Below are 17,079 nucleotides of genomic sequence, written 5' to 3'. Positions count from 1 at the left end.
CGGGCGCTTGTGGGCCCAGCGTACGATCCGCGTGATGTCTCCCCTGCCGCTGGACCCCCGACCGCTGATCGGGCGCCAGCGGGCCGGCCTGGCCCGGATGCTGCGGGACCGGGTCGGCGGCGCCGAGTTCGACGAGAGCCACGAGCGGATCTGGTTCACCGAGGGCGAGCGCTGGTTCAGCGAGAGCGACGTGATCTGGCAGGTGCACGCCGACACGTCGATGTTCATCGGCGGCATCCGCGCCCTGCTGCTGCAGTCGCTGCACCCGGTGGCCATGCAGGGCGTCAGCGAGCACTCGGGCTTCCGCGGCGACCCCTGGGGCCGGCTGCAGAACACCAGCCGCTACCTGGCCACCACCACCTACGGCACCGTCGAGGACGCCGAGCGGATCATCCGCATCGTGCAGGCCATCCACAAGCGGGTGACCGGGACGACGCCCGCCGGCCGGCCCTACGCGGCCAGCGACCCGCACCTGCTGGGCTGGGTGCACGCCGCCCAGGTGGACAGCTTCGTCGCCACCTTCCAGGCCTTCGGCCACCGGCGGCTGACCGACGCCGAGGTCGACGCGTACGTCGCCCAGTCCGGCGAGGTGGCCGGGCGCCTGGGGGTCGTCGACCCTCCGCAGACGTGGGAGGAGATCCTCGCGCTGCTGGCGTCCTACCGCCCCGAGCTGCGGAGCACTCCCGCCGCCCGGGACGTCGCCACCCTGCTGCTCCGGGACCCGCCGCTCACCGGGCCGGCCCGGCTGGGGTTCGGCGTGCTGGCGGCCGGTGCCGTCGCCACGCTGCCGCCCTGGGTGCGCAGCACGCTGCGGCTGCCGACCCTGCCGGCGACCGACCGGCTGCTCGTCCGACCGCTGGCCCGCTCGGCGGTGGTCACGCTGCGCTGGGCGCTCAGCGACACCACCGGCCTGCCGCAGCGGCCCCAGCCGGCCGCCGCCGGCTGACCGGGCGACGCCGACCCCCAGCACCACCAGGGCACCGACGCCCGTCGAGCGCGTCACGACCGCGGACGCCGCCAGCTCGGGCGTGCTGCCGCCGGGTCCGGGACCGGCTCAGCGGGGCAGGGGGCCGACCGGGACCGGCGGCCAGGCCGCGACGGGGAGGGCGGGCGGCGCCGGCGCGGCGGGGCGGGTCAGGTACGGCAGGCCGAGCTTGCCGGCCTGGCGCCAGATCAGCGCCAGCGCGAGCCCGTGCACCACCACCAGCAGCACGAACTGCAGGAAGGTGCCCTTGCTGTCCGCGCCGATGAAGACGTTGTCCCAGCCGCCGAAGACGATGACGCTGGAGAAGGCCAGGACGTTGTTGACGGCGTGCATCGCGATGGCCGCCTCGAGCCCGCCGGTGCGCCAGGTGGCCAGGCAGCCCGCGACGGCCAGGCACCCGATGCTGCCGAGGATCCAGGGGTCCGGGCTGCCGTGGGCCGCGCAGAAGGCCACGGTGGAGAGGGTGGTGGTCACCACGAGCCCGACGACGGGGCGGCGGAACCACGAGCCGACCACCTGCATGATCCAGCCGCGGAAGAAGTACTCCTCGCCGGCGGCCTGGAACGGCGTCATGACCACGACGACCACCAGCAGGAGGACCCAGTGCCCCGGCCGGGGTCCGCTCGGCTGGTCGACGAGCAGGGTGATGCCCACGTAGAGCACCCAGATCGGGACGACGACGAGCAGGCAGCGCCGCATCCAGCCCCAGCGGATCCCACCGGTCACCGAGCTGCTGAACCGGGGTCGGACGCCGTGCACGGCCCAGATGGAGAACATGACGGTGGGGATGAGGATGACCAGCGACAGGTTGATCCCGACGAAGCCCACCGGTCCCAGGGCGTCGAGCTCGGTCAGGCTCCGCAGGACGTACCCGGCCAGGTCGGGCACGCCCGTGACCAGGCCGACGACGAGCGGCGGGATGACGGTGACGACGCTCAGCCCGAGGGCGATCGCGCCGGCCAGCAGGGCGGTCAGCAGCGGCTTCCACCAGCGGTGCCGGGGCCCGCGGAGCAGCTGGGAGTACCGGACGGCCTCCAGCGGGAGCGCGGGCGGGCGGGGCGGCGGCCCCCAGGGAACGGCCGGGCCGTAGCCGGGAGGCGGGTGGCCCGGCGGCGGGTAGCCGGGGGGTTGAGCGCCGTGGAGGTGGACCGGGTACGGCTGCTGACCCGGGTACGGCTGACCGGGGAAGGGCTGAGCCGGGTACGGCGGCTGGGCCTGGTGGGCCTGCGGGGGGTGCTGGCCGCCGGGGTCCGGCGGGCCCGCGTACGGGAGCGGCGCGCGCTGGGGGCCGGGGGCGGCGGAGGGGTCGGGCTGGGCGGGGCCGGCGTCACCGTGCTGGTCGCTCATCGGAGCCAGTGTGCCACCGGCCCCGAACCGCAGACGCGGTTCGGGGCCGGTGGAGGGTGGACCTGTGGACGGCGGAGGCCGCCGACTCGTCAGGCGGTGTGCTCGGTGCGGGGCTGGACCGTGAGGTCGTCCCCGGCCCCGTGCTGGCCGAGGGTCCCGGCAGGCCCGCTGGGACCGGCCGGGGCGTCCGGGGACTCGGCCATCGCCATGCCGCGACGGCTGCTGACCACGACCGCGGCGACGATGATGGCCAGCGCGGCCAGCGCGATGGCGAACCGCCAGGCGCTCGGGGTCTCGCTGAAGGGCGACATGGCCACCACGGCCGGCGCGATCAGCACCGCGACCAGGTTCATCACCTTGATCAGCGGGTTGATGGCCGGGCCGGCGGTGTCCTTGAACGGGTCGCCGACGGTGTCACCGATGACGGTGGCCTCGTGGGCCGGTGAGCCCTTGCCGCCGTGGTTGCCGTCCTCGACGAGCTTCTTGGCGTTGTCCCAGGCGCCGCCGGAGTTGGCGAGGAAGACCGCCATCAGGGTGCCGGAGGCGATGGCCCCGCCCAGGTACCCGGCCAGGGCCGGGGCGCCGAGACCGAAGCCGACGGCGATCGGGGCGAAGATCGCCAGCAGGCCGGGCGTCGCGAGCTCGCGCAGCGAGTCCTTGGTGACGATGTCGACGACCTTGCCGTACTCCGGCTTGCCCGTGCCCTCCATGATGCCGGGGATCTCCCGGAACTGACGGCGCACCTCGTAGACGACGGCGCCGGCGGCGCGGCCGACCGCGGTGATGGCCAGGCCCGAGAACAGGAAGACCACCGCCGCGCCGAGGATCAGGCCGACGAGGGTCTGCGGGGCGAAGACGACCGCCTCGGCGGCGAAGTCGGCGTACCGGTCCGCCAGCACGTCGCGGATGGCGTCGGTGTAGGAGCCGAACAGCGCGGTCGCGGCCAGCACGGCCGTGGAGATCGCGATCCCCTTGGTGATCGCCTTGGTGGTGTTGCCGACGGCGTCGAGCTCGGTGAGGATCTGCGCGCCCTCGCCGTCGACGTCGCCCGACATCTCGGCGATGCCCTGGGCGTTGTCGGAGACGGGCCCGAAGGTGTCCATGGCGACGATGACGCCGACGGTGGTCAGCAGGCCGCAGCCGGCCAGGGCGATGGCGAACAGCGCCACGACGCCCGAGCCGCCGAGCAGGAACGCGCCGTAGACGGCCGCGGCGATGACGAGGGCGGTGTAGACGGCCGACTCGAGGCCGACCGAGATGCCCGCCAGCACGACGGTGGCCGCACCCGTGAGGGACGTCCGGCCGATGTCCTTGACCGGGCGGTCCTCGGTGCCGGTGTAGTACCCGGTCAGCGCCAGGATGACGACGGCCAGCACGATGCCGATGACGACGGCGCCGATGGCGACCACGCGCGGGTCGTCGACCGGGCCCGTGAACTCCTGCGCACCCGGCACGCCGAGGCCCGCGAAGGAGGACGGCAGGTAGGCGAACGAGGCGATCGCGCAGAGCACCGCCGAGATGCCGGCGGAGAGGTAGAACGACCGGTTGATGGTCTTGAGGCCGTTCTCCCCCGTGCGCGGCTTGGTGAGGTAGATGCCGATGAGCGCGGTGACCACGCCGATCGCCGGGACGATCAGCGGGAAGACCAGCCCGGCCTCGCCGAAGGCGGCCTTGCCGAGGATCAGCGAGGCGACCAGGGTGACGGCGTAGGACTCGAAGAGGTCGGCGGCCATGCCGGCGCAGTCACCGACGTTGTCGCCCACGTTGTCCGCGATGGTCGCGGCGTTGCGGGGGTCGTCCTCGGGGATGCCCTGCTCGACCTTGCCGACCAGGTCGGCGCCGACGTCGGCGGCCTTGGTGAAGATGCCGCCGCCGACCCGCATGAACATGGCCAGCATGGCGGCGCCGAAGCCGAAGCCCTCGAGGATGACCGGGGCGTCGCTGCGGAACGAGAAGACGACGAGCGAGGCGCCGAGCAGGCCCAGGCCGACCGTCAGCATGCCGACGTGGGCGCCGGTCCGGAAGGCGATCTTCATGGCCACGTCGCGGCCCGCGCTGCGGGCGGCGGAGGCCACCCGGACGTTCGCGCGGACGGCGAGCGACATGCCCAGGTAGCCGATGAGGGCCGAGAACACCGCGCCCGCCAGGAAGGCGATGGAACGGAAGATCCTCAGGGTCCACTCGGCGAACTCGTCGCTGCCCCGGGCGGGGAGCGCGAGGAGCAGGAAGAAGGCCGCGATGGCGAAGACCGACAAGGTGCGGAACTGACGGCCCAGGAACGCACTGGCCCCCTCCTGCACCCCGAGCGCGATCTCACGCATGCGGTCGGTGCCGTCGTCCGCGGCGAGGACCTCGCGGCGGAAGATCACGGCCATCACCAGAGCCAGCGCGGCAATCACGCCGACGATGGCGACGAGGGTCAGATTGCCTCCCGAAACCGGGATGGCGGTGACTTCCAAAGGAACTGGAAGTACGGGCATACAAAGTCCTCCTCGACCATGTGAACGCGAAACAAAGGCCTCGGATCAGCCGGGCGCAGTCTAACCACATGCCCTACTGGTCCGCTCCAGGTCCCGCGTGGCGGTGCGGGCGCGTCCCAGCACCCGGACGTGCCAGGCTGGCCGGATGAGCACGGGGACGGGGGCGGCGCGCGATCTCGCCGCGCCGGCCCAGACGGACGAGGAGGAGGACGGCGTCCGGCACGTCCGGGCGCTGCCGGCCCGGACCGGGACGCACGCGCCGTGGCCTGCCTGGCTCCCCGCGGAGCTCCGGGACGCCTTCGGCCGGACCGGCGTCGACCAGCCCTGGCAGCACCAGGTCCGGGCGGCCGAGGCCGCCTGGCAGGGCCGCCACGTCGCCCTGTCGACCGGCACCGCCTCGGGCAAGACGCTGGGCTACCTGATGCCCGTGCTCGCCGCGACGCTGACCGGTCGTCCCCCCGCCGGGCCGCTGCGGCCCGAGCCGACGGGCACCGCCGCGTGGCGGGTCAGCGGTCGTCCGCACACCGCTCTGTACCTCGCGCCCACCAAGGCGCTCGCCCACGACCAGCTGCGCGCCTGCACCGAGCTCGGCCTCAGCGGCTGGCCGATCGCCACCGTCGACGGCGACACGGGGCCCGACGCGCGGGCGTGGGCGCGCGAGCAGGCGGTCTACCTGCTGACCAACCCCGACCTGCTGCACTTCTCGCTGCTCCCCGGCCACGCCCGCTGGGCCGGGTTCCTCTCCTCCCTCCGCTTCGTCGTCGTCGACGAGGCGCACCGCTACCGCGGGGTCTTCGGCTCGCAGGTGGGGCTGGTCCTCCGCCGGCTCCGGCGGCTGGCCGCCGCGTACGGGGCCGACCCGGTGTTCGTCGTCGCCTCGGCCACCGCCGGCGACCCCGGGCGGACCGCGGCGGAGCTCCTCGGGGTGCCGCGCGCGGCCGTCACCACGGTCGACGAGGACTGCTCGTCCCGCGGACCGGTCGAGGTGGTGCTCCGGGAGCCGCTCTCCTCGACCGAGGACGACACGGCCGCCCTGCTGGCCCGCTCGGTGCAGGCCGGCGCCCAGACCATCGCCTTCGTCCCGTCCCGACGCGGCGCCGAGGTGGTGGCCCGGCGGGCCCAGCAGCAGCTCGACGCGTGGGCTCGGCCGGCCGTCGACGGCGAGCCCTCCCCCGCCCCCCGGGTCGCGGCCTACCGCGGGGGCTACCTCGCCGCGGACCGGCGCAAGCTGGAGCAGGCGCTGCAGGACGGCCGGCTGGCGGGTGTCGCCGCCACCAACGCCCTGGAGCTGGGGGTGGACATCGCCGGGATGGACGCCGTGGTGATGGCGGGGTTCCCGGGCACCCGCTCGGCGTTCTGGCAGCAGGCCGGTCGCGCCGGACGGCGGGGCCGGCCCGCCCGGGTCACGCTGGTGACCCGCGCCCACCCTCTCGACGCCTACCTCACCGAGCACCCGTCCGCGCTGCTCGACGAGCCCGTCGAGCCGACGGTGCTGCACCCCGGCAACCCCTACCTGCTGGGGCCGCAGCTGGCGGCCGCCGCCCAGGAGCTGCCGCTCACGGCCGAGGACGCGGCCTGGTTCGGGCCGCACACCGAGGCCCTCGCCGAGCGGTTGGCCGCGGGCGGGGCGCTGCGCCGGCGCCGGGACGGCTGGTACTGGACGCGGCCCGAACGGGCCTGCGACACCATCGACCTGCGCGGCTCGCGGGCGGACCAGGTGGAGATCATCGAGGTGGACACCGGCCGGGTGCTCGGGCACGTCGACCCGGTCGCGGCCGACCTGGCCGTGCACCCGGGCGCCGTCTACCTGCACGGGGGCGAGACCTTCCTGACCGAGGAGCTGGACCACGAGGGTCTCGAGGCCCTGGTCCGGGCGGCCCGGCCCGGCTACCTGACCCAGCCGCAGACCAGCACCGCCGTCGAGGTCCTCGCCGAGCACGACCGGCGCACCCTCGGACGCGGGCACCTGCACCGCGGCCAGATCGCGGTCACCAGCCAGGTCACCGGGTACCTGCGGCGGGACGAGGTGCTCGGCACCGTCTGGGACTCGACCCCGCTGGACCTGCCGGAGCGCCGGCTGGTGACCAGCGGGACCTGGCTGAGCCTGCCGCTGGACGCGGTGGCGGAGTCCGTCCCGCTCGCGCGGCTGGGAGCGGGCGCCCACGGGCTGGAGCACCTCGCCCTGGCCCTGCTGCCGATGCACGCGCCCTGCGACCGCTGGGACGTCCGCGGCTACTCGAGCGCCGCCGACGTCGCGACCGGCCTGCTCACCGTCAGCTTCTACGACCAGCAGCCCGCCGGGGCCGGCTTCACCGAGCAGGCCTTCGACGCGGGGCCGGCCTGGCTGGCGGCGGCCCTGGCGCGCGTCGAGGCGTGCCGCTGCGACGCCGGCTGCCCGGCCTGCGTGGTCGCCGCCGACTGCACCGACGCGCAGCGGGGGCTGGACAAGCCGCTCGCCGCCGACCTGCTCCGGCTGCTGCGGCCCGGCGCGTAGCCCGGCGCCCGCCGCCGCGCCCGGCCATACTGGCTGGATGGTCGCCCTCGGTGTCGTGCTCGTGGTGCTGGTGCTGGTGCTCGCGGCCGCCGTGCTGCTGGGCGGACCGGCGTCGTACGACCTCGCCGTCCTCGGGGCCACCGTCCCTGTGACGAGCACCGGCGTGTTCCTGGCCGGCGCCGCCGCCATGGCGGTGCTGGGCCTCGCCGTGGCCCTCGTGCTGCTCGGCCTGCGCCGGGGCCAGGCCCGGCGCCGCCGCATCAAGGCCCTGCGCTCCTCGGCCGTCACCACCCCCGGCGCCACCTCCACCGGTACCGCGGCCGCGGGGTCCTCCGGTGAGCGGCAGGCACAGCCGGCCGGGGCCGACGAGGCCACCCTCGACCCGTCATCCCGATGAGCTTCGGCGAGATCTTCCCGCCGGGGCTCCGACACCTCCGAGAAGAGAAGGACCGCCAGAAGATGCTCGTCTCCAAGCCCACGCCCGGCGGCGGCTCGCCGTTCGGCATCGACCTCGAGGCCGGGGTCGCCAAGATCACCGTCCGCCGCCCGGCCCCCGACCCGGAGCCGACGGACGCCGAGCTCCCCGCGGACGCCGCCGAACCGGCCGACCCCACGGGCCCCGCCGACGCGGCGGAGCAGCACCCCTAGCCGACGCCCCCTCACGGCGCCGACCCCGCGTGCGCCTCGCTGACGACGCGCGTCGGCAGTCCCGGCACACGGGTGCCCACGCCCAGTGCGACCCGCACGCTCACCACGTACTCGACCGGGTCCCCCACGGTGCTGCAGGTCAGCAGCGAAGCGCCGTTGGCCCCGGCGGTCCGCCGGGCCTGCGCGCAGGCGTCGCGACCTCCGGCGAAGGCCGCGGCTCCGCTGACCGCGGCCAGGTCGGCGGCCGCCCGCACGCGGTGCTGGGCCATCGCGTAGCCGGCGACCAGCAGGGCGACGCCGACGAGCACGACGACGACCCCCAGCACGCCGGCGACCAGGATCGAGGCGCTGCCCCGCTGGCCGGCGGCCCCGGGCACCGGGACACTCACCGCCCCAGCCCACCGGGCTCGGGCACCACGGCCGCCTCCGCCGCCAGCGGAACGGCCAGCCGCCCACCGGCGAAGGGCTGCACGGTGACCTCCACCCGCACCACCACCTGCCCCGACCGCCGGCTCACCCGCACCGCGGCCCCGTCCGGAGCCTGCGCCCGGGCGACCGCCGCCGCGACCCGGTCGCCGCGGGCCTCCTGACGGGCCACCGCCGCCGCCGTGTCCTCGCAGCGCAGCTGCTGGACCACGAGCACGATCCCCCAGCTCAGCAGCAGGAAGAGGCTGAGTGCCGCCAGGATGGCGACGGCCAGCTCGGCCGTCACCATCCCGCGCCCGCTGCGCGAACGCGTGACCTCGCCGCTGGAGACCACGGCGTCGACCGTCAGAGCCCGCGCGCGAAGGCCCGGATCACCGTCAGGATGAACTCCAGGATGGCCTTCTCCACCGGGCCGCTGGTCACCACCGCGAGCAGGACCCCGGCGATGCCGATGGCGGCGATGATGCCCACCGCCCACTCGGCGCTGACCATCCCGCGCTGGTCGCGGCGGACGGCGGGCCAGCCACCCGTCGTGGGGGCCGGCAGCACGCTCCCCACCGCCCCCTCCGCCCGCGGCACCCCGCGGCCGGTCTCGTTCGTCGTCGTCATCGTGACCTCCTGGAAGACTCGCACCTGGCGGTGCGGCAGCCCCGTTGGCTGCGGCGAGAGTCTCCGGACGGCGGCGTCCAGCGTGCGGTCTGGCGACCCCGCTGTGCACGGGCTCCGGCCGGCCCGGCCCCTTGTGGACGGTCACCCCGCTCACCCGAACGCCTGCACCACGGCCGAGACCACCGTCGGCACCACCCCGAGCAGCAGGAAGGCAGGGATGAAGCAGGTCATCAGCGGGAGCACGCTGCGGACCCCGACGCTGCGGGCGCGCTGCTGGAGGGCCGCCCGGCGCTGCTCGCGGGCGGTGGCGGCGTGGTGGCGCAGGGCGGCCACCAGCTCGGTCCCGGACTCGGCGGCGCGGGCCAGGTCCGCCGCGGCAGCGCCGAGCTGCGGGTGCCCGACGAGCCCGCTCCAGGCCGCGGCGTCGCCGACCCCCAGCTCGACGGCCCGCAGCACCGCTCCCAGCTCCTCGGCCACCGGCCCGTCGAAGGCGTCCACCACGGTGGCGCAGGCGCCCCGCAGGGGGAGCCCGGCCGCCAGCCCGTCAGCCATGAGCTCCAGGGCCTGCGGCACGTCGGCGACCAGCCGTCGCGCCCGGGCCTGGGCCGACCGCGGCTCGAGGCCGCCGAGCAGGAGGGCCGCGGCCGCGAGGACCACCGGCCAGCCGAGGAACGGCCACCAGCCGACGTCGAGCAGCCGGGAGCAGACCAGGCAGGCGCCCGCCCCGGCTCCCGCACCGAGGCCGACCCGACGAGCCGGGGACGGAGCGTCCGGCCGGCCCCGGGCGACCCGGACGACGGCTCCGCCGCCCTGCGCCGGCACCCGGGACGGCGGCGTGGCGATCCGGTGCAGGCCCGCCCGGGGCGAGCGGGCCGCCAGGAGGCACGCCACTCCGGCGAGCACCGCGGGCACCAGGGCGGGGACGACGCCGTCCACACCTCAGCCCTGCTCCGACGCGGCCCGGGCCAGCGCCTCGATCCAGAGCACCCCGGCGCAGGCGAGGGCCACGCCGAGCACGGCGCAGACCCAGCCCGCCGGGCCCGCCACCAGCCAGCCGATCGGGTCCCCGCCCAGCAGGTAGCCCATCCCCAGCCCGAGCGCGGGGAGCGCGGCCATGAGCTTGCCGGTCGCCCGGGGAGCCGCCAGCTCCCCGCCCACCACGGCCCGCAGGGCCTGGTCGGCCGACTGCCCCAGCGCCACCTGCTCGAGGGTGCTGCCGAGCGACGCCCCGCTCCGGGTCGCGACCCGCCACGCGCGCGCCAGCTCGCGCAGGCCGCCGGCCCCCGGTCGAGCGGCCTGGCGTGACCACACCGCGGTCACGTCGCCGCCGAGCAGCTGGGTCTCGTGCGCCGGCCGCAGCACCGGGCACGCCGCGGCCGCCGTCGCCAGGGCGAGGCCGGGGACCTGGCCGACGCGCAGGTTGGCGGCCAGCACCGTGCAGCCCTCCACCACCTCCCGCGCCGTCCGGTCGGCCGCCCGGCGCCGGGCCCGCAGGACACCGAGCCGGCCGGCGGTGACGGCGACCAGCCCGACCGCGCTGGCGAGGACCACGCCACGGAGCCCGGCCAGCACCGCCCCGAGCACCAGCGACCCGGCCGCCCCGCCCAGGGCCAGCACGACCACGCGCGCCGACCGGGGGCTCCCGCCCGTTCGCGGTGCCGGGTCGGCCTGGTCGACCACGTCCGCGCGGGCCCAACCGGCCGCCGGACGGGTCACCCCGAGGAGGGCGGCGGCCACCGCCAGCAGCACCGCGAGCAGCGTCATCGGTCCAGCAGCCTCTCCAGCCGCGCGCTGCCCGGCCCCAGCCGCGCCCGCCCGCCGGGTCCGAAGGTGACGGCCGGGGAGGTCCGGGTGAGCCCGGACACCTCGTCGCGGACCACCACGTGCACCTCGGCCATCCGACGGACCCCGGCCGGGTCACGCCGGATGTGCAGGACCACGTCGAGGGCCGAGGCGACCTGGGCGTGCAGCGCCGCCCGGCCCAGGCCGCCGAGCGCCCCCAGCGCCTCCAGCCGGGCAGGCACGTCCTCCGCCGAGTTGGCGTGCACCGTGCCGCAGCCTCCCTCGTGCCCGGTGTTCAGGGCCCGCAGCAGGTCGCAGATCTCCCCGCCGCGGACCTCCCCGACCACGATCCGGTCCGGCCGCATCCGCAGGGCCTGGCGGACCAGCTCGGTCAGGGTCAGGGCGCCCACCCCCTCGGCGTTGGCCGGCCGGCCCTCCAACCGGACGACGTGCGGGTGCGCCGGGTCGAGCTCGCGGGAGTCCTCGGCCACCACGACGCGCTGGTCGGCCGGCACCAGGGCCAGCAGGGCGCTGAGCAGCGTCGTCTTGCCCGACCCGGTGCCGCCGCTGACCAGGAAGGCCAGCCGGGCCTCGACCACGCGTCGGAGCAGGGCCGCGGCCCGGGGGCCCATCGCCCCGGAGGCCACGAAGTCGTCGAGCCCGAGGCCGCGCCGCGCGGGCACCCGCAGGGACAGGCAGGTGCCCGGCTGCGCCACCGTCGCCAGCACGGCGTGCAGCCGCGTGCCGTCGGGCAGCCGGGCGTCGACGAAGGGCGAGGCGTCGTCGAGGCGCCGACCGACCGACGCGGCCAGCCGCTGGGCCAGGGCCCGCACCTCGGCGTCGGACCCGAACCGCACGGCGGCGGGCTCCAGCCCGGCACCCCGGTCCAGGAGCACCTGGTCCGGACCGTTGACGAGGACGTCGGTCACGCCGGGCAGCCGGAGCAGGGGCTCCAGCGGTCCGGCCCCGACGCTGTGCCGTCGCAGCGCCTCCACCGTCTCGACCAGGACGGCGTCGGTGACGAGCCGGCCCTCGGCCCGCATCGCCTCGGCCACGTCGTGCGCGGTGTGCGGCCGGCCGAGGGCGACCAGCCGGGTGCGCAGCGGGTCCAGCTCGACCGGCGCGCTCACGCCGCCGCCACCGGTGGGACGCACCGGTCCAGCACGGCCCGGCTGCCCCGGGCCAACGGGCTGCGCGCCGAGCGGCCCGGCGGCTCACCGCGCTCGGCCGCGACGGCCGCGGCCGGGTCGTGCGGCACCACCCCGGCCGACCCCAGTCCCAGCGCCTCGGCGGCGGCGTCGGCGCCCAGCCCGCCCCGACGCCCCGTCCGGGTCAGCACGCGCAGCACGGCGCAGGCCGGGGCGAGGGCGCGGGCGGCCTCGCGGCCGGCCGCCACGCCCCGGACGTCCGCGCGCACCACCAGTAGCACCTCGTCCGCCTGGCGCAGGGCCTCCGCGGCCCCGACCGCCGGCTGCCGCGGCAGGTCGACCACCACCAGCGCATGGCTCCGCAGCAGCGAGAGCAGCACCGCCCCCACCGCCTCCGCCGTCAGCGGCGGCGGCGCCGACGGCAACCGGGCGACCGACAGCACGTCGACGCCCTCGACGACCGGCAGCTGGCCGCGCAGGTCGCCGAGAAAACCCCGGGCCCCCGCCAGCCGGGGCCACCGCCAGCCCTCCTGCTGCTCGGCCCCGAGCAGCAGGTCGACACCCCCGCCGGCCTCGTCCAGGTCCACCAGCGCCGTCGGGGTGCCGTCCCGGGCCGCGGTGAGCGCGAGGGCGGCCGCCGTCGTCGAGGTGCCCACGCCGCCACCCGCCCCGGTCAGCACCAGCAGCCGGCCCGAGCCGGGCGGTCGGCCACCGCGCCCGCCGACGGCGGCGGCGAGCGCCTCGGCGCCGCTGGGCAGCGTGAGCACCGCGGCGCCGAGCACCGCGGAGTGGCGGAGGGCGGCTGCCGGGTCCTGGTCCCGACCGACGATCAGCAGGCCCCGCCGGGGCGGCAGCCGGAGCCCGACGACGTCGGCCGCCGCGTCCGGCCCGACGACCACCAGCGGCGCCGACGCCCACGCCCCGCGGACCTCGGCCGGCTGGTCCACCAGCACGGGCTGCACGGCCAGGGTGGCCGTCACCGCGTGCACCCGGCTCAGCAGCTCGGGGTCCCCGGTCACGACGACGGGCTGGGGAGGTCCGGTCAGGTCCATGGCGTCAGTCTGGGGACCCGGCGCCCGGACCCGACGTCGTCGGCGGGACCTGTGGACGCCCTTCGGACGAGGTCCAGCCCTGTGGACGAACGGGACGGGACAGGGGCGCGGACCGCCCCGACCGGCCCCGGTCGCACCTCCTCCGCGTCATGTCCGGTCAAAGAGGGCGCGGTCCGGGAAACCCTTCACTTGCCCGAACTTCCCGTGTACAAAGGACGCAGGTAAGGACCGCGAAGCCGGTGGCGAGGAGCCCGAGGCGAGCGACCTGGTGGGTCACCAGATCGGTCGCAGGGACGCCACCCCCCGACCGGTCGAGAGCTCGAGACGGCAGTACCCACGCGGCGATCACCCATCCCTGAGGGGCAGTTGAGATCCAGGTCTTCCTGGGCCAACGCGGAGAACCTGCACGCATGGTCGCTCCGGACCGGGCTCGGCACGGCGCCCGCCCTGCGGGCGCCGTGCCACACACACTCCGCTGCGCCGCACCACCGGGCCGGACCAGGCCTCAGCCGGTGCGGGACCGCAGCGCCGAGAGCTCCGCCCCGCGGCCGAGCGCGGTGGCGCAGTGCAGCAACCAGGCCCGCACCCCCGCCACCGACCCGGTGGCGTAGCCGGCCAGGGCCTCACCGTAGGCCGGACCGGCGTCCGCGTGCCCGGCCTCGACCGGGATGGCCGCGCGCGGGTCGACGCCCGCCGAGACCAGCACCAGGTGCTCGGCGGCGCGGGCCACGACGGCGTCGGCCGTGCCGAAGGGCGCGAGGTCGGCCAGCTCGGCGTGCACCACGGCAGCCAGCACCACCGCCGACCCGGCGCCCGGTCGCGTGAGCAGCGTCGTCAACCCGGCCAGCCGCTCGGTGGTCGCCCCGTCGGCGCGGACCCGGCCCAGGTCCTCGTCGGGCACCTGCCCCTGCGCGACGAGCACGTGCGCACGGGCCAGGGCCTGCGCCGGCGCGACCCGCAGCGTCCCCGCCAGGGTCGTCAGCTCGGTCGAGAGCCGGACCGCCCCGGGCAACCAGCGGTCCGCCTGCCCGGTCAGCCCGGCGCTGGCCCGGGCGCCCAGCAGCAGCGACGCCGCGACCTGCTCGGGGCTCAGCCGGCGGAGGCCGCGGTCGCGCAGCACCGCGTCGACGGCGTCCAGCGCCGAGGCCACCGCGGAGGGCACGCCCTCGAGCTGCGCGAGGTCGGCGAGCGGGTCGGGCACGACTAGAGTCTCCCGCATGGACGACGCCCGCCGGACTCCCTATCCGGTGGCCGCGACCCGGTGGATGGTGGGCGAGCAGCGGGCCCGCGTCCTCGACCTCGGCAGCGGTCGCGGCGGCCTCGCCGCCATGCTGCACGACGCCGGCCACGAGGTGTTCGGCCTCGACCGGGCGGTGGAGGCGGTCGCCCACCTCGCGGACCGCCTGGGCACCCGGCTGCACGTGGCCGGCCAGGTGGAGTCGCTGCCCTACCTGTCCTGCCACTTCGACGTCGTGACCGCGTCCCAGACGCTGCACCGGTTCGCGCCGGGCCTCGCGCTGACCGAGATCGCCCGCGTGCTGCGCCCCGGCGGCCACCTCGCCGTGGCCTACAACACCCGGGACGACACGGTGCCGTGGGTCCGGCGGCTGACGGCGCTGATGCGCGACGCGGACCCCCGGGCCATGGGCGGCGACTTCGGCACCGAGGCGGTCGAGGCCCTGGCCGGCAGCCCCTACTTCAGCGGGCTCGAGCGCCGCAACTTCCGCAACTGGGTGCCGATCACCCGCAGCGGCCTGGTGGCGATGGCTGCGCGGCAGCCCTACGCCGCCGCGCTCACCGACGAGCGGCGCGCCCGCCTGCTGGCCGACGTGGGCGAGCTCTACGACAGCTCCGCGCGCTCACCCGAGCCCCTGCTGCTGCCGTTCCAGGCGTCCTGCTGGCGGGCCGAGGTCGACCACTCCGGGCTGGTCCTGGTCGAGGACGAGGACGCGCTCGAGATCCGCCTCTGAACCCGCCCGGCCGGCCGCCCGGAACGGTTCGCCGCGCCGCCTGCCGGCTGTCCGTGGTCGGGGCTAGGGTGCGTCCACGACTACCCGTGGAGGCTCTGATGACGGAGAGCACGACCCCCCTGCCCGAGGCCGCCGGACGCAGTCCGCGCAGCGCCCACGAGGACGCCTACGCCGCGATCGCCGCCGAGCCCGACTTCGTCGAGCTGAAGCGCCGCTACACCCGGTTCGCCTTCCCCGCCACCATCGCCTTCATGGCCTGGTACGTCACCTACGTCGTGGCCAACAACTGGGCCCGCGGGTTCATGGACACCCCGGTCGCCGGCAACATCAACGTCGCCGTGGTGTTCGGGCTGCTGCAGTTCGTGTCGACCTTCGTCATCGCCTACCTCTACTCCCGGCACGCCACCCGGTCGCTCGACCCGCTGGCCACCCGGCTCCGTGAGCGTTTCGAGCAGGAGGAGGGCCGGTGAGCGCGCCGCTGCTGGTCCCGCTCGCCGCCTCCGACAACCGGGGGCTCACCATCGGCCTGTTCCTCGTCGTGGTGGCCATCACCCTCGGGATCACGTTCTGGGCCTCGCGGCAGAACAAGACCACCGCCGACTACTACGCCGGTGGCCGCAACTTCTCCGGCTTCCAGAACGGCCTCGCGATCGGCGGCGACTACATGTCGGCCGCGTCCTTCCTCGGCATCTCCGGGTCCATCGCGCTCTACGGCTACGACGGCTTCCTGTACTCCATCGGCTTCCTGGTGGCGTGGCTGGTCGCCCTGCTGCTGGTGGCCGAGCTGCTGCGCAACTCGGGCCGCTACACGATGGCCGACCAGCTCGCGTACCGGATGCGCCAGACGCCGGTCCGCAGCGCCGCCGCGGCCTCCACGATCGTGGTGTCGATCTTCTACCTGCTGGCGCAGATGGTGGGCGCCGGCAGCCTGGTCGGGCTGCTGCTCGGGGTGAACGACCCGGCGCTGAAGAACCTCGTCATCGTGGGCGTCGGCGTGCTGATGATCATCTACGTCACCTTCGGCGGAATGAAGGGCACCACGTGGGTGCAGATCGTCAAGGCCGTGCTGCTGATGGTCGGGACGCTGCTGATCACGCTCCTCGTGCTCGCCCAGTTCCACTTCAACCTCTCCGAGCTGCTCGGGGCGGCCGCCGAGAAGTCCGGCAAGGGCGCCGCCTTCCTGCAGCCCGGGCAGCTCTACGGCAAGGACCTGACCGGCAAGTTCGACTTCCTGTCCCTCGGCCTGGCCCTCGTGCTGGGCACCGCCGGCCTGCCGCACATCCTCATCCGCTTCTACACGACGCCGACGGCCCACGCGGCCCGCAAGTCGGTGCTGTGGGCCATCGGCCTGATCGGCGCCTTCTACCTGATGACCCTGGTGCTCGGCTTCGGCGCCGCCGCCCTCGTCGACACGGGGAAGGGCAGCCAGATCGCCACCACCTCGGGCAACGCCGCCTCACCGCTGCTGGCCCAGGCCGTCGGCGGTGGCGAGGGCACGCTGGGCGGGTCGGTGCTGCTCGCGCTCATCTCCGCGGTCGCCTTCGCCACCATCCTGGCCGTCGTCGCCGGGCTAACCCTGACGTCCGCGTCCTCGGTGGCGCACGACCTCTACGCGAGCGTCCTCAAGAAGGGCCGCGCGAGCGAGCGCAGCGAGCTGGTCGTCGTCCGGATCGCCGCGTTCGCCATCGGCGCCGTGGCCATCGCGCTGGCCATCCCGGCGCAGCGGCTCAACATCGCGTTCCTGGTGGCGCTGGCCTTCGCCGTCGCCGCCTCGGCCAACCTGCCGGCACTGCTGTTCAACCTGTTCTGGCGGCGCTTCAACACCCTCGGCGCCACCTGCAGCATCTACGGCGGGCTGCTGGCCGCCGTCCTGCTCGTGGTCTTCTCCCCCGTCACCTCGGGCACCGAGACCTCGCTGATCCCCGGCCTGGACTTCGCCTGGTTCCCGCTGCGCAACCCCGGCCTGGTGTCGATCCCGTTCGGCTTCCTGTGCGGCATCGTCGGCACGCTGCTCAGCAAGGACCCGGAGGCCGAACGGCGCTACGACGAGCTCTCGGTGCGCTCGCTCACCGGGGCCGGGGCCGAGAAGGCCGTCAGCCACTGAGCCGGCGCCCCGGACCGCCGTCGCCCACCCGGTG

General features: G+C 75.9%; 17 protein-coding genes. 7 read left to right on the top strand and 10 right to left on the bottom strand.

The window, feature by feature from the left end:
- Positions 1 to 34 precede the first annotated feature (34 nt).
- Positions 35 to 946 carry an oxygenase MpaB family protein gene (locus BLT72_RS01370; RefSeq protein ID WP_091409104.1) on the top strand — a complete coding sequence of 304 codons (912 nt, stop codon included), beginning with the start codon at positions 35 to 37 and terminating at the stop codon, positions 944 to 946.
- A gap of 108 nt (positions 947 to 1,054) precedes the next feature.
- On the opposite strand, the gene BLT72_RS01365 is transcribed toward BLT72_RS01370, so the two are convergent.
- On the bottom strand, positions 1,055 to 2,332 hold the full coding sequence (locus tag BLT72_RS01365) for a CPBP family intramembrane glutamic endopeptidase (RefSeq protein ID WP_091409102.1): 1,278 nt from the start codon (positions 2,330 to 2,332) through the stop codon (positions 1,055 to 1,057).
- A gap of 89 nt (positions 2,333 to 2,421) precedes the next feature.
- Positions 2,422 to 4,812, bottom strand: coding sequence for a sodium-translocating pyrophosphatase (locus tag BLT72_RS01360; RefSeq protein WP_091409099.1), 2,391 nt, complete (start codon positions 4,810 to 4,812; stop codon positions 2,422 to 2,424).
- Positions 4,813 to 4,957: 145 nt separating this feature from the next.
- Here BLT72_RS01360 and BLT72_RS01355 point away from each other — a divergent pair, with 145 nt between their 5' ends.
- Genes BLT72_RS01355 through BLT72_RS01345 form a run of 3 tightly spaced genes read left to right on the top strand, consistent with a single transcriptional unit; the run spans position 4,958 to position 7,954 of the window.
- The gene (locus BLT72_RS01355) at positions 4,958 to 7,306 is read left to right on the top strand and encodes a DEAD/DEAH box helicase (RefSeq protein ID WP_091409095.1); all 2,349 of its coding nucleotides are present in this window, start codon (positions 4,958 to 4,960) and stop codon (positions 7,304 to 7,306) included.
- A 37-nt stretch (positions 7,307 to 7,343) separates the two neighbouring features.
- Positions 7,344 to 7,703, top strand: coding sequence for a hypothetical protein (locus BLT72_RS01350; RefSeq protein ID WP_091409092.1), 360 nt, complete (start codon positions 7,344 to 7,346; stop codon positions 7,701 to 7,703).
- Positions 7,700 to 7,954: a DUF6191 domain-containing protein gene (locus BLT72_RS01345; protein ID WP_091409090.1), complete on the top strand. Its 255-nt coding sequence runs from the start codon at positions 7,700 to 7,702 to the stop codon at positions 7,952 to 7,954. Before BLT72_RS01350 ends, BLT72_RS01345 begins: the two co-directional genes overlap by 4 nt.
- Before the next feature lie 11 nt (positions 7,955 to 7,965).
- Here BLT72_RS01345 and BLT72_RS01340 read toward each other — a convergent pair whose 3' ends face one another.
- The 8 genes from BLT72_RS01340 to BLT72_RS01305 form a co-directional block, all read right to left on the bottom strand.
- Positions 7,966 to 8,343: an Rv3654c family TadE-like protein gene (locus BLT72_RS01340; protein WP_197677155.1), complete on the bottom strand. Its 378-nt coding sequence runs from the start codon at positions 8,341 to 8,343 to the stop codon at positions 7,966 to 7,968.
- On the bottom strand, positions 8,340 to 8,714 hold the full coding sequence (locus tag BLT72_RS01335; RefSeq protein WP_091409083.1) for a TadE family type IV pilus minor pilin: 375 nt from the start codon (positions 8,712 to 8,714) through the stop codon (positions 8,340 to 8,342). The genes BLT72_RS01340 and BLT72_RS01335 overlap by 4 nt, the downstream gene beginning before the upstream one ends.
- 11 nt (positions 8,715 to 8,725) lie before the next feature.
- Positions 8,726 to 8,989: a DUF4244 domain-containing protein gene (locus tag BLT72_RS01330; RefSeq protein WP_091409080.1), complete on the bottom strand. Its 264-nt coding sequence runs from the start codon at positions 8,987 to 8,989 to the stop codon at positions 8,726 to 8,728.
- Between the two features lie 150 nt (positions 8,990 to 9,139).
- Positions 9,140 to 9,925: a type II secretion system F family protein gene (locus tag BLT72_RS01325; protein WP_091409077.1), complete on the bottom strand. Its 786-nt coding sequence runs from the start codon at positions 9,923 to 9,925 to the stop codon at positions 9,140 to 9,142.
- Between the two features lie 3 nt (positions 9,926 to 9,928).
- On the bottom strand, positions 9,929 to 10,753 hold the full coding sequence (locus tag BLT72_RS01320) for a type II secretion system F family protein (protein WP_091409073.1): 825 nt from the start codon (positions 10,751 to 10,753) through the stop codon (positions 9,929 to 9,931).
- A complete protein-coding gene (locus tag BLT72_RS01315; RefSeq protein WP_091416404.1) occupies positions 10,750 to 11,901 on the bottom strand; it encodes a TadA family conjugal transfer-associated ATPase in 1,152 nt (383 codons plus the stop codon). Before BLT72_RS01315 ends, BLT72_RS01320 begins: the two co-directional genes overlap by 4 nt.
- A complete protein-coding gene (gene ssd / locus BLT72_RS01310) occupies positions 11,898 to 12,971 on the bottom strand; it encodes a septum site-determining protein Ssd (protein ID WP_091409068.1) in 1,074 nt (357 codons plus the stop codon). The genes BLT72_RS01315 and ssd overlap by 4 nt, the downstream gene beginning before the upstream one ends.
- A 505-nt stretch (positions 12,972 to 13,476) precedes the next feature.
- A complete protein-coding gene (locus BLT72_RS01305) occupies positions 13,477 to 14,172 on the bottom strand; it encodes a hypothetical protein (RefSeq protein ID WP_091409065.1) in 696 nt (231 codons plus the stop codon).
- Between the two features lie 16 nt (positions 14,173 to 14,188).
- Between BLT72_RS01305 and BLT72_RS01300 the strand changes: the two genes are divergently transcribed.
- From BLT72_RS01300 to BLT72_RS01290, 3 genes are all read left to right on the top strand, one after another.
- Positions 14,189 to 14,941 (top strand): class I SAM-dependent methyltransferase, encoded by a 753-nt coding sequence (locus BLT72_RS01300; RefSeq protein WP_091409062.1) that lies wholly within the window; start codon positions 14,189 to 14,191, stop codon positions 14,939 to 14,941.
- Between the two features lie 98 nt (positions 14,942 to 15,039).
- Complete coding sequence (locus BLT72_RS01295) at positions 15,040 to 15,411, top strand: DUF485 domain-containing protein (RefSeq protein WP_091409059.1); 372 nt, start codon at positions 15,040 to 15,042, stop codon at positions 15,409 to 15,411.
- Entirely contained in the window at positions 15,408 to 17,045 is a 1,638-nt protein-coding gene (locus BLT72_RS01290) for a solute symporter family protein (protein ID WP_091409056.1), read from the top strand. The genes BLT72_RS01295 and BLT72_RS01290 overlap by 4 nt, the downstream gene beginning before the upstream one ends.
- Positions 17,046 to 17,079: the final 34 nt, after the last annotated feature.

This window comes from Friedmanniella luteola (genome assembly GCF_900105065.1).
Lineage (GTDB): Bacteria > Actinomycetota > Actinomycetes > Propionibacteriales > Propionibacteriaceae > Microlunatus > Microlunatus luteolus.
The sequence above is the reverse complement of the archived record's forward strand: the minus strand, read 5'-3'. Positions and strand labels throughout refer to the sequence as shown.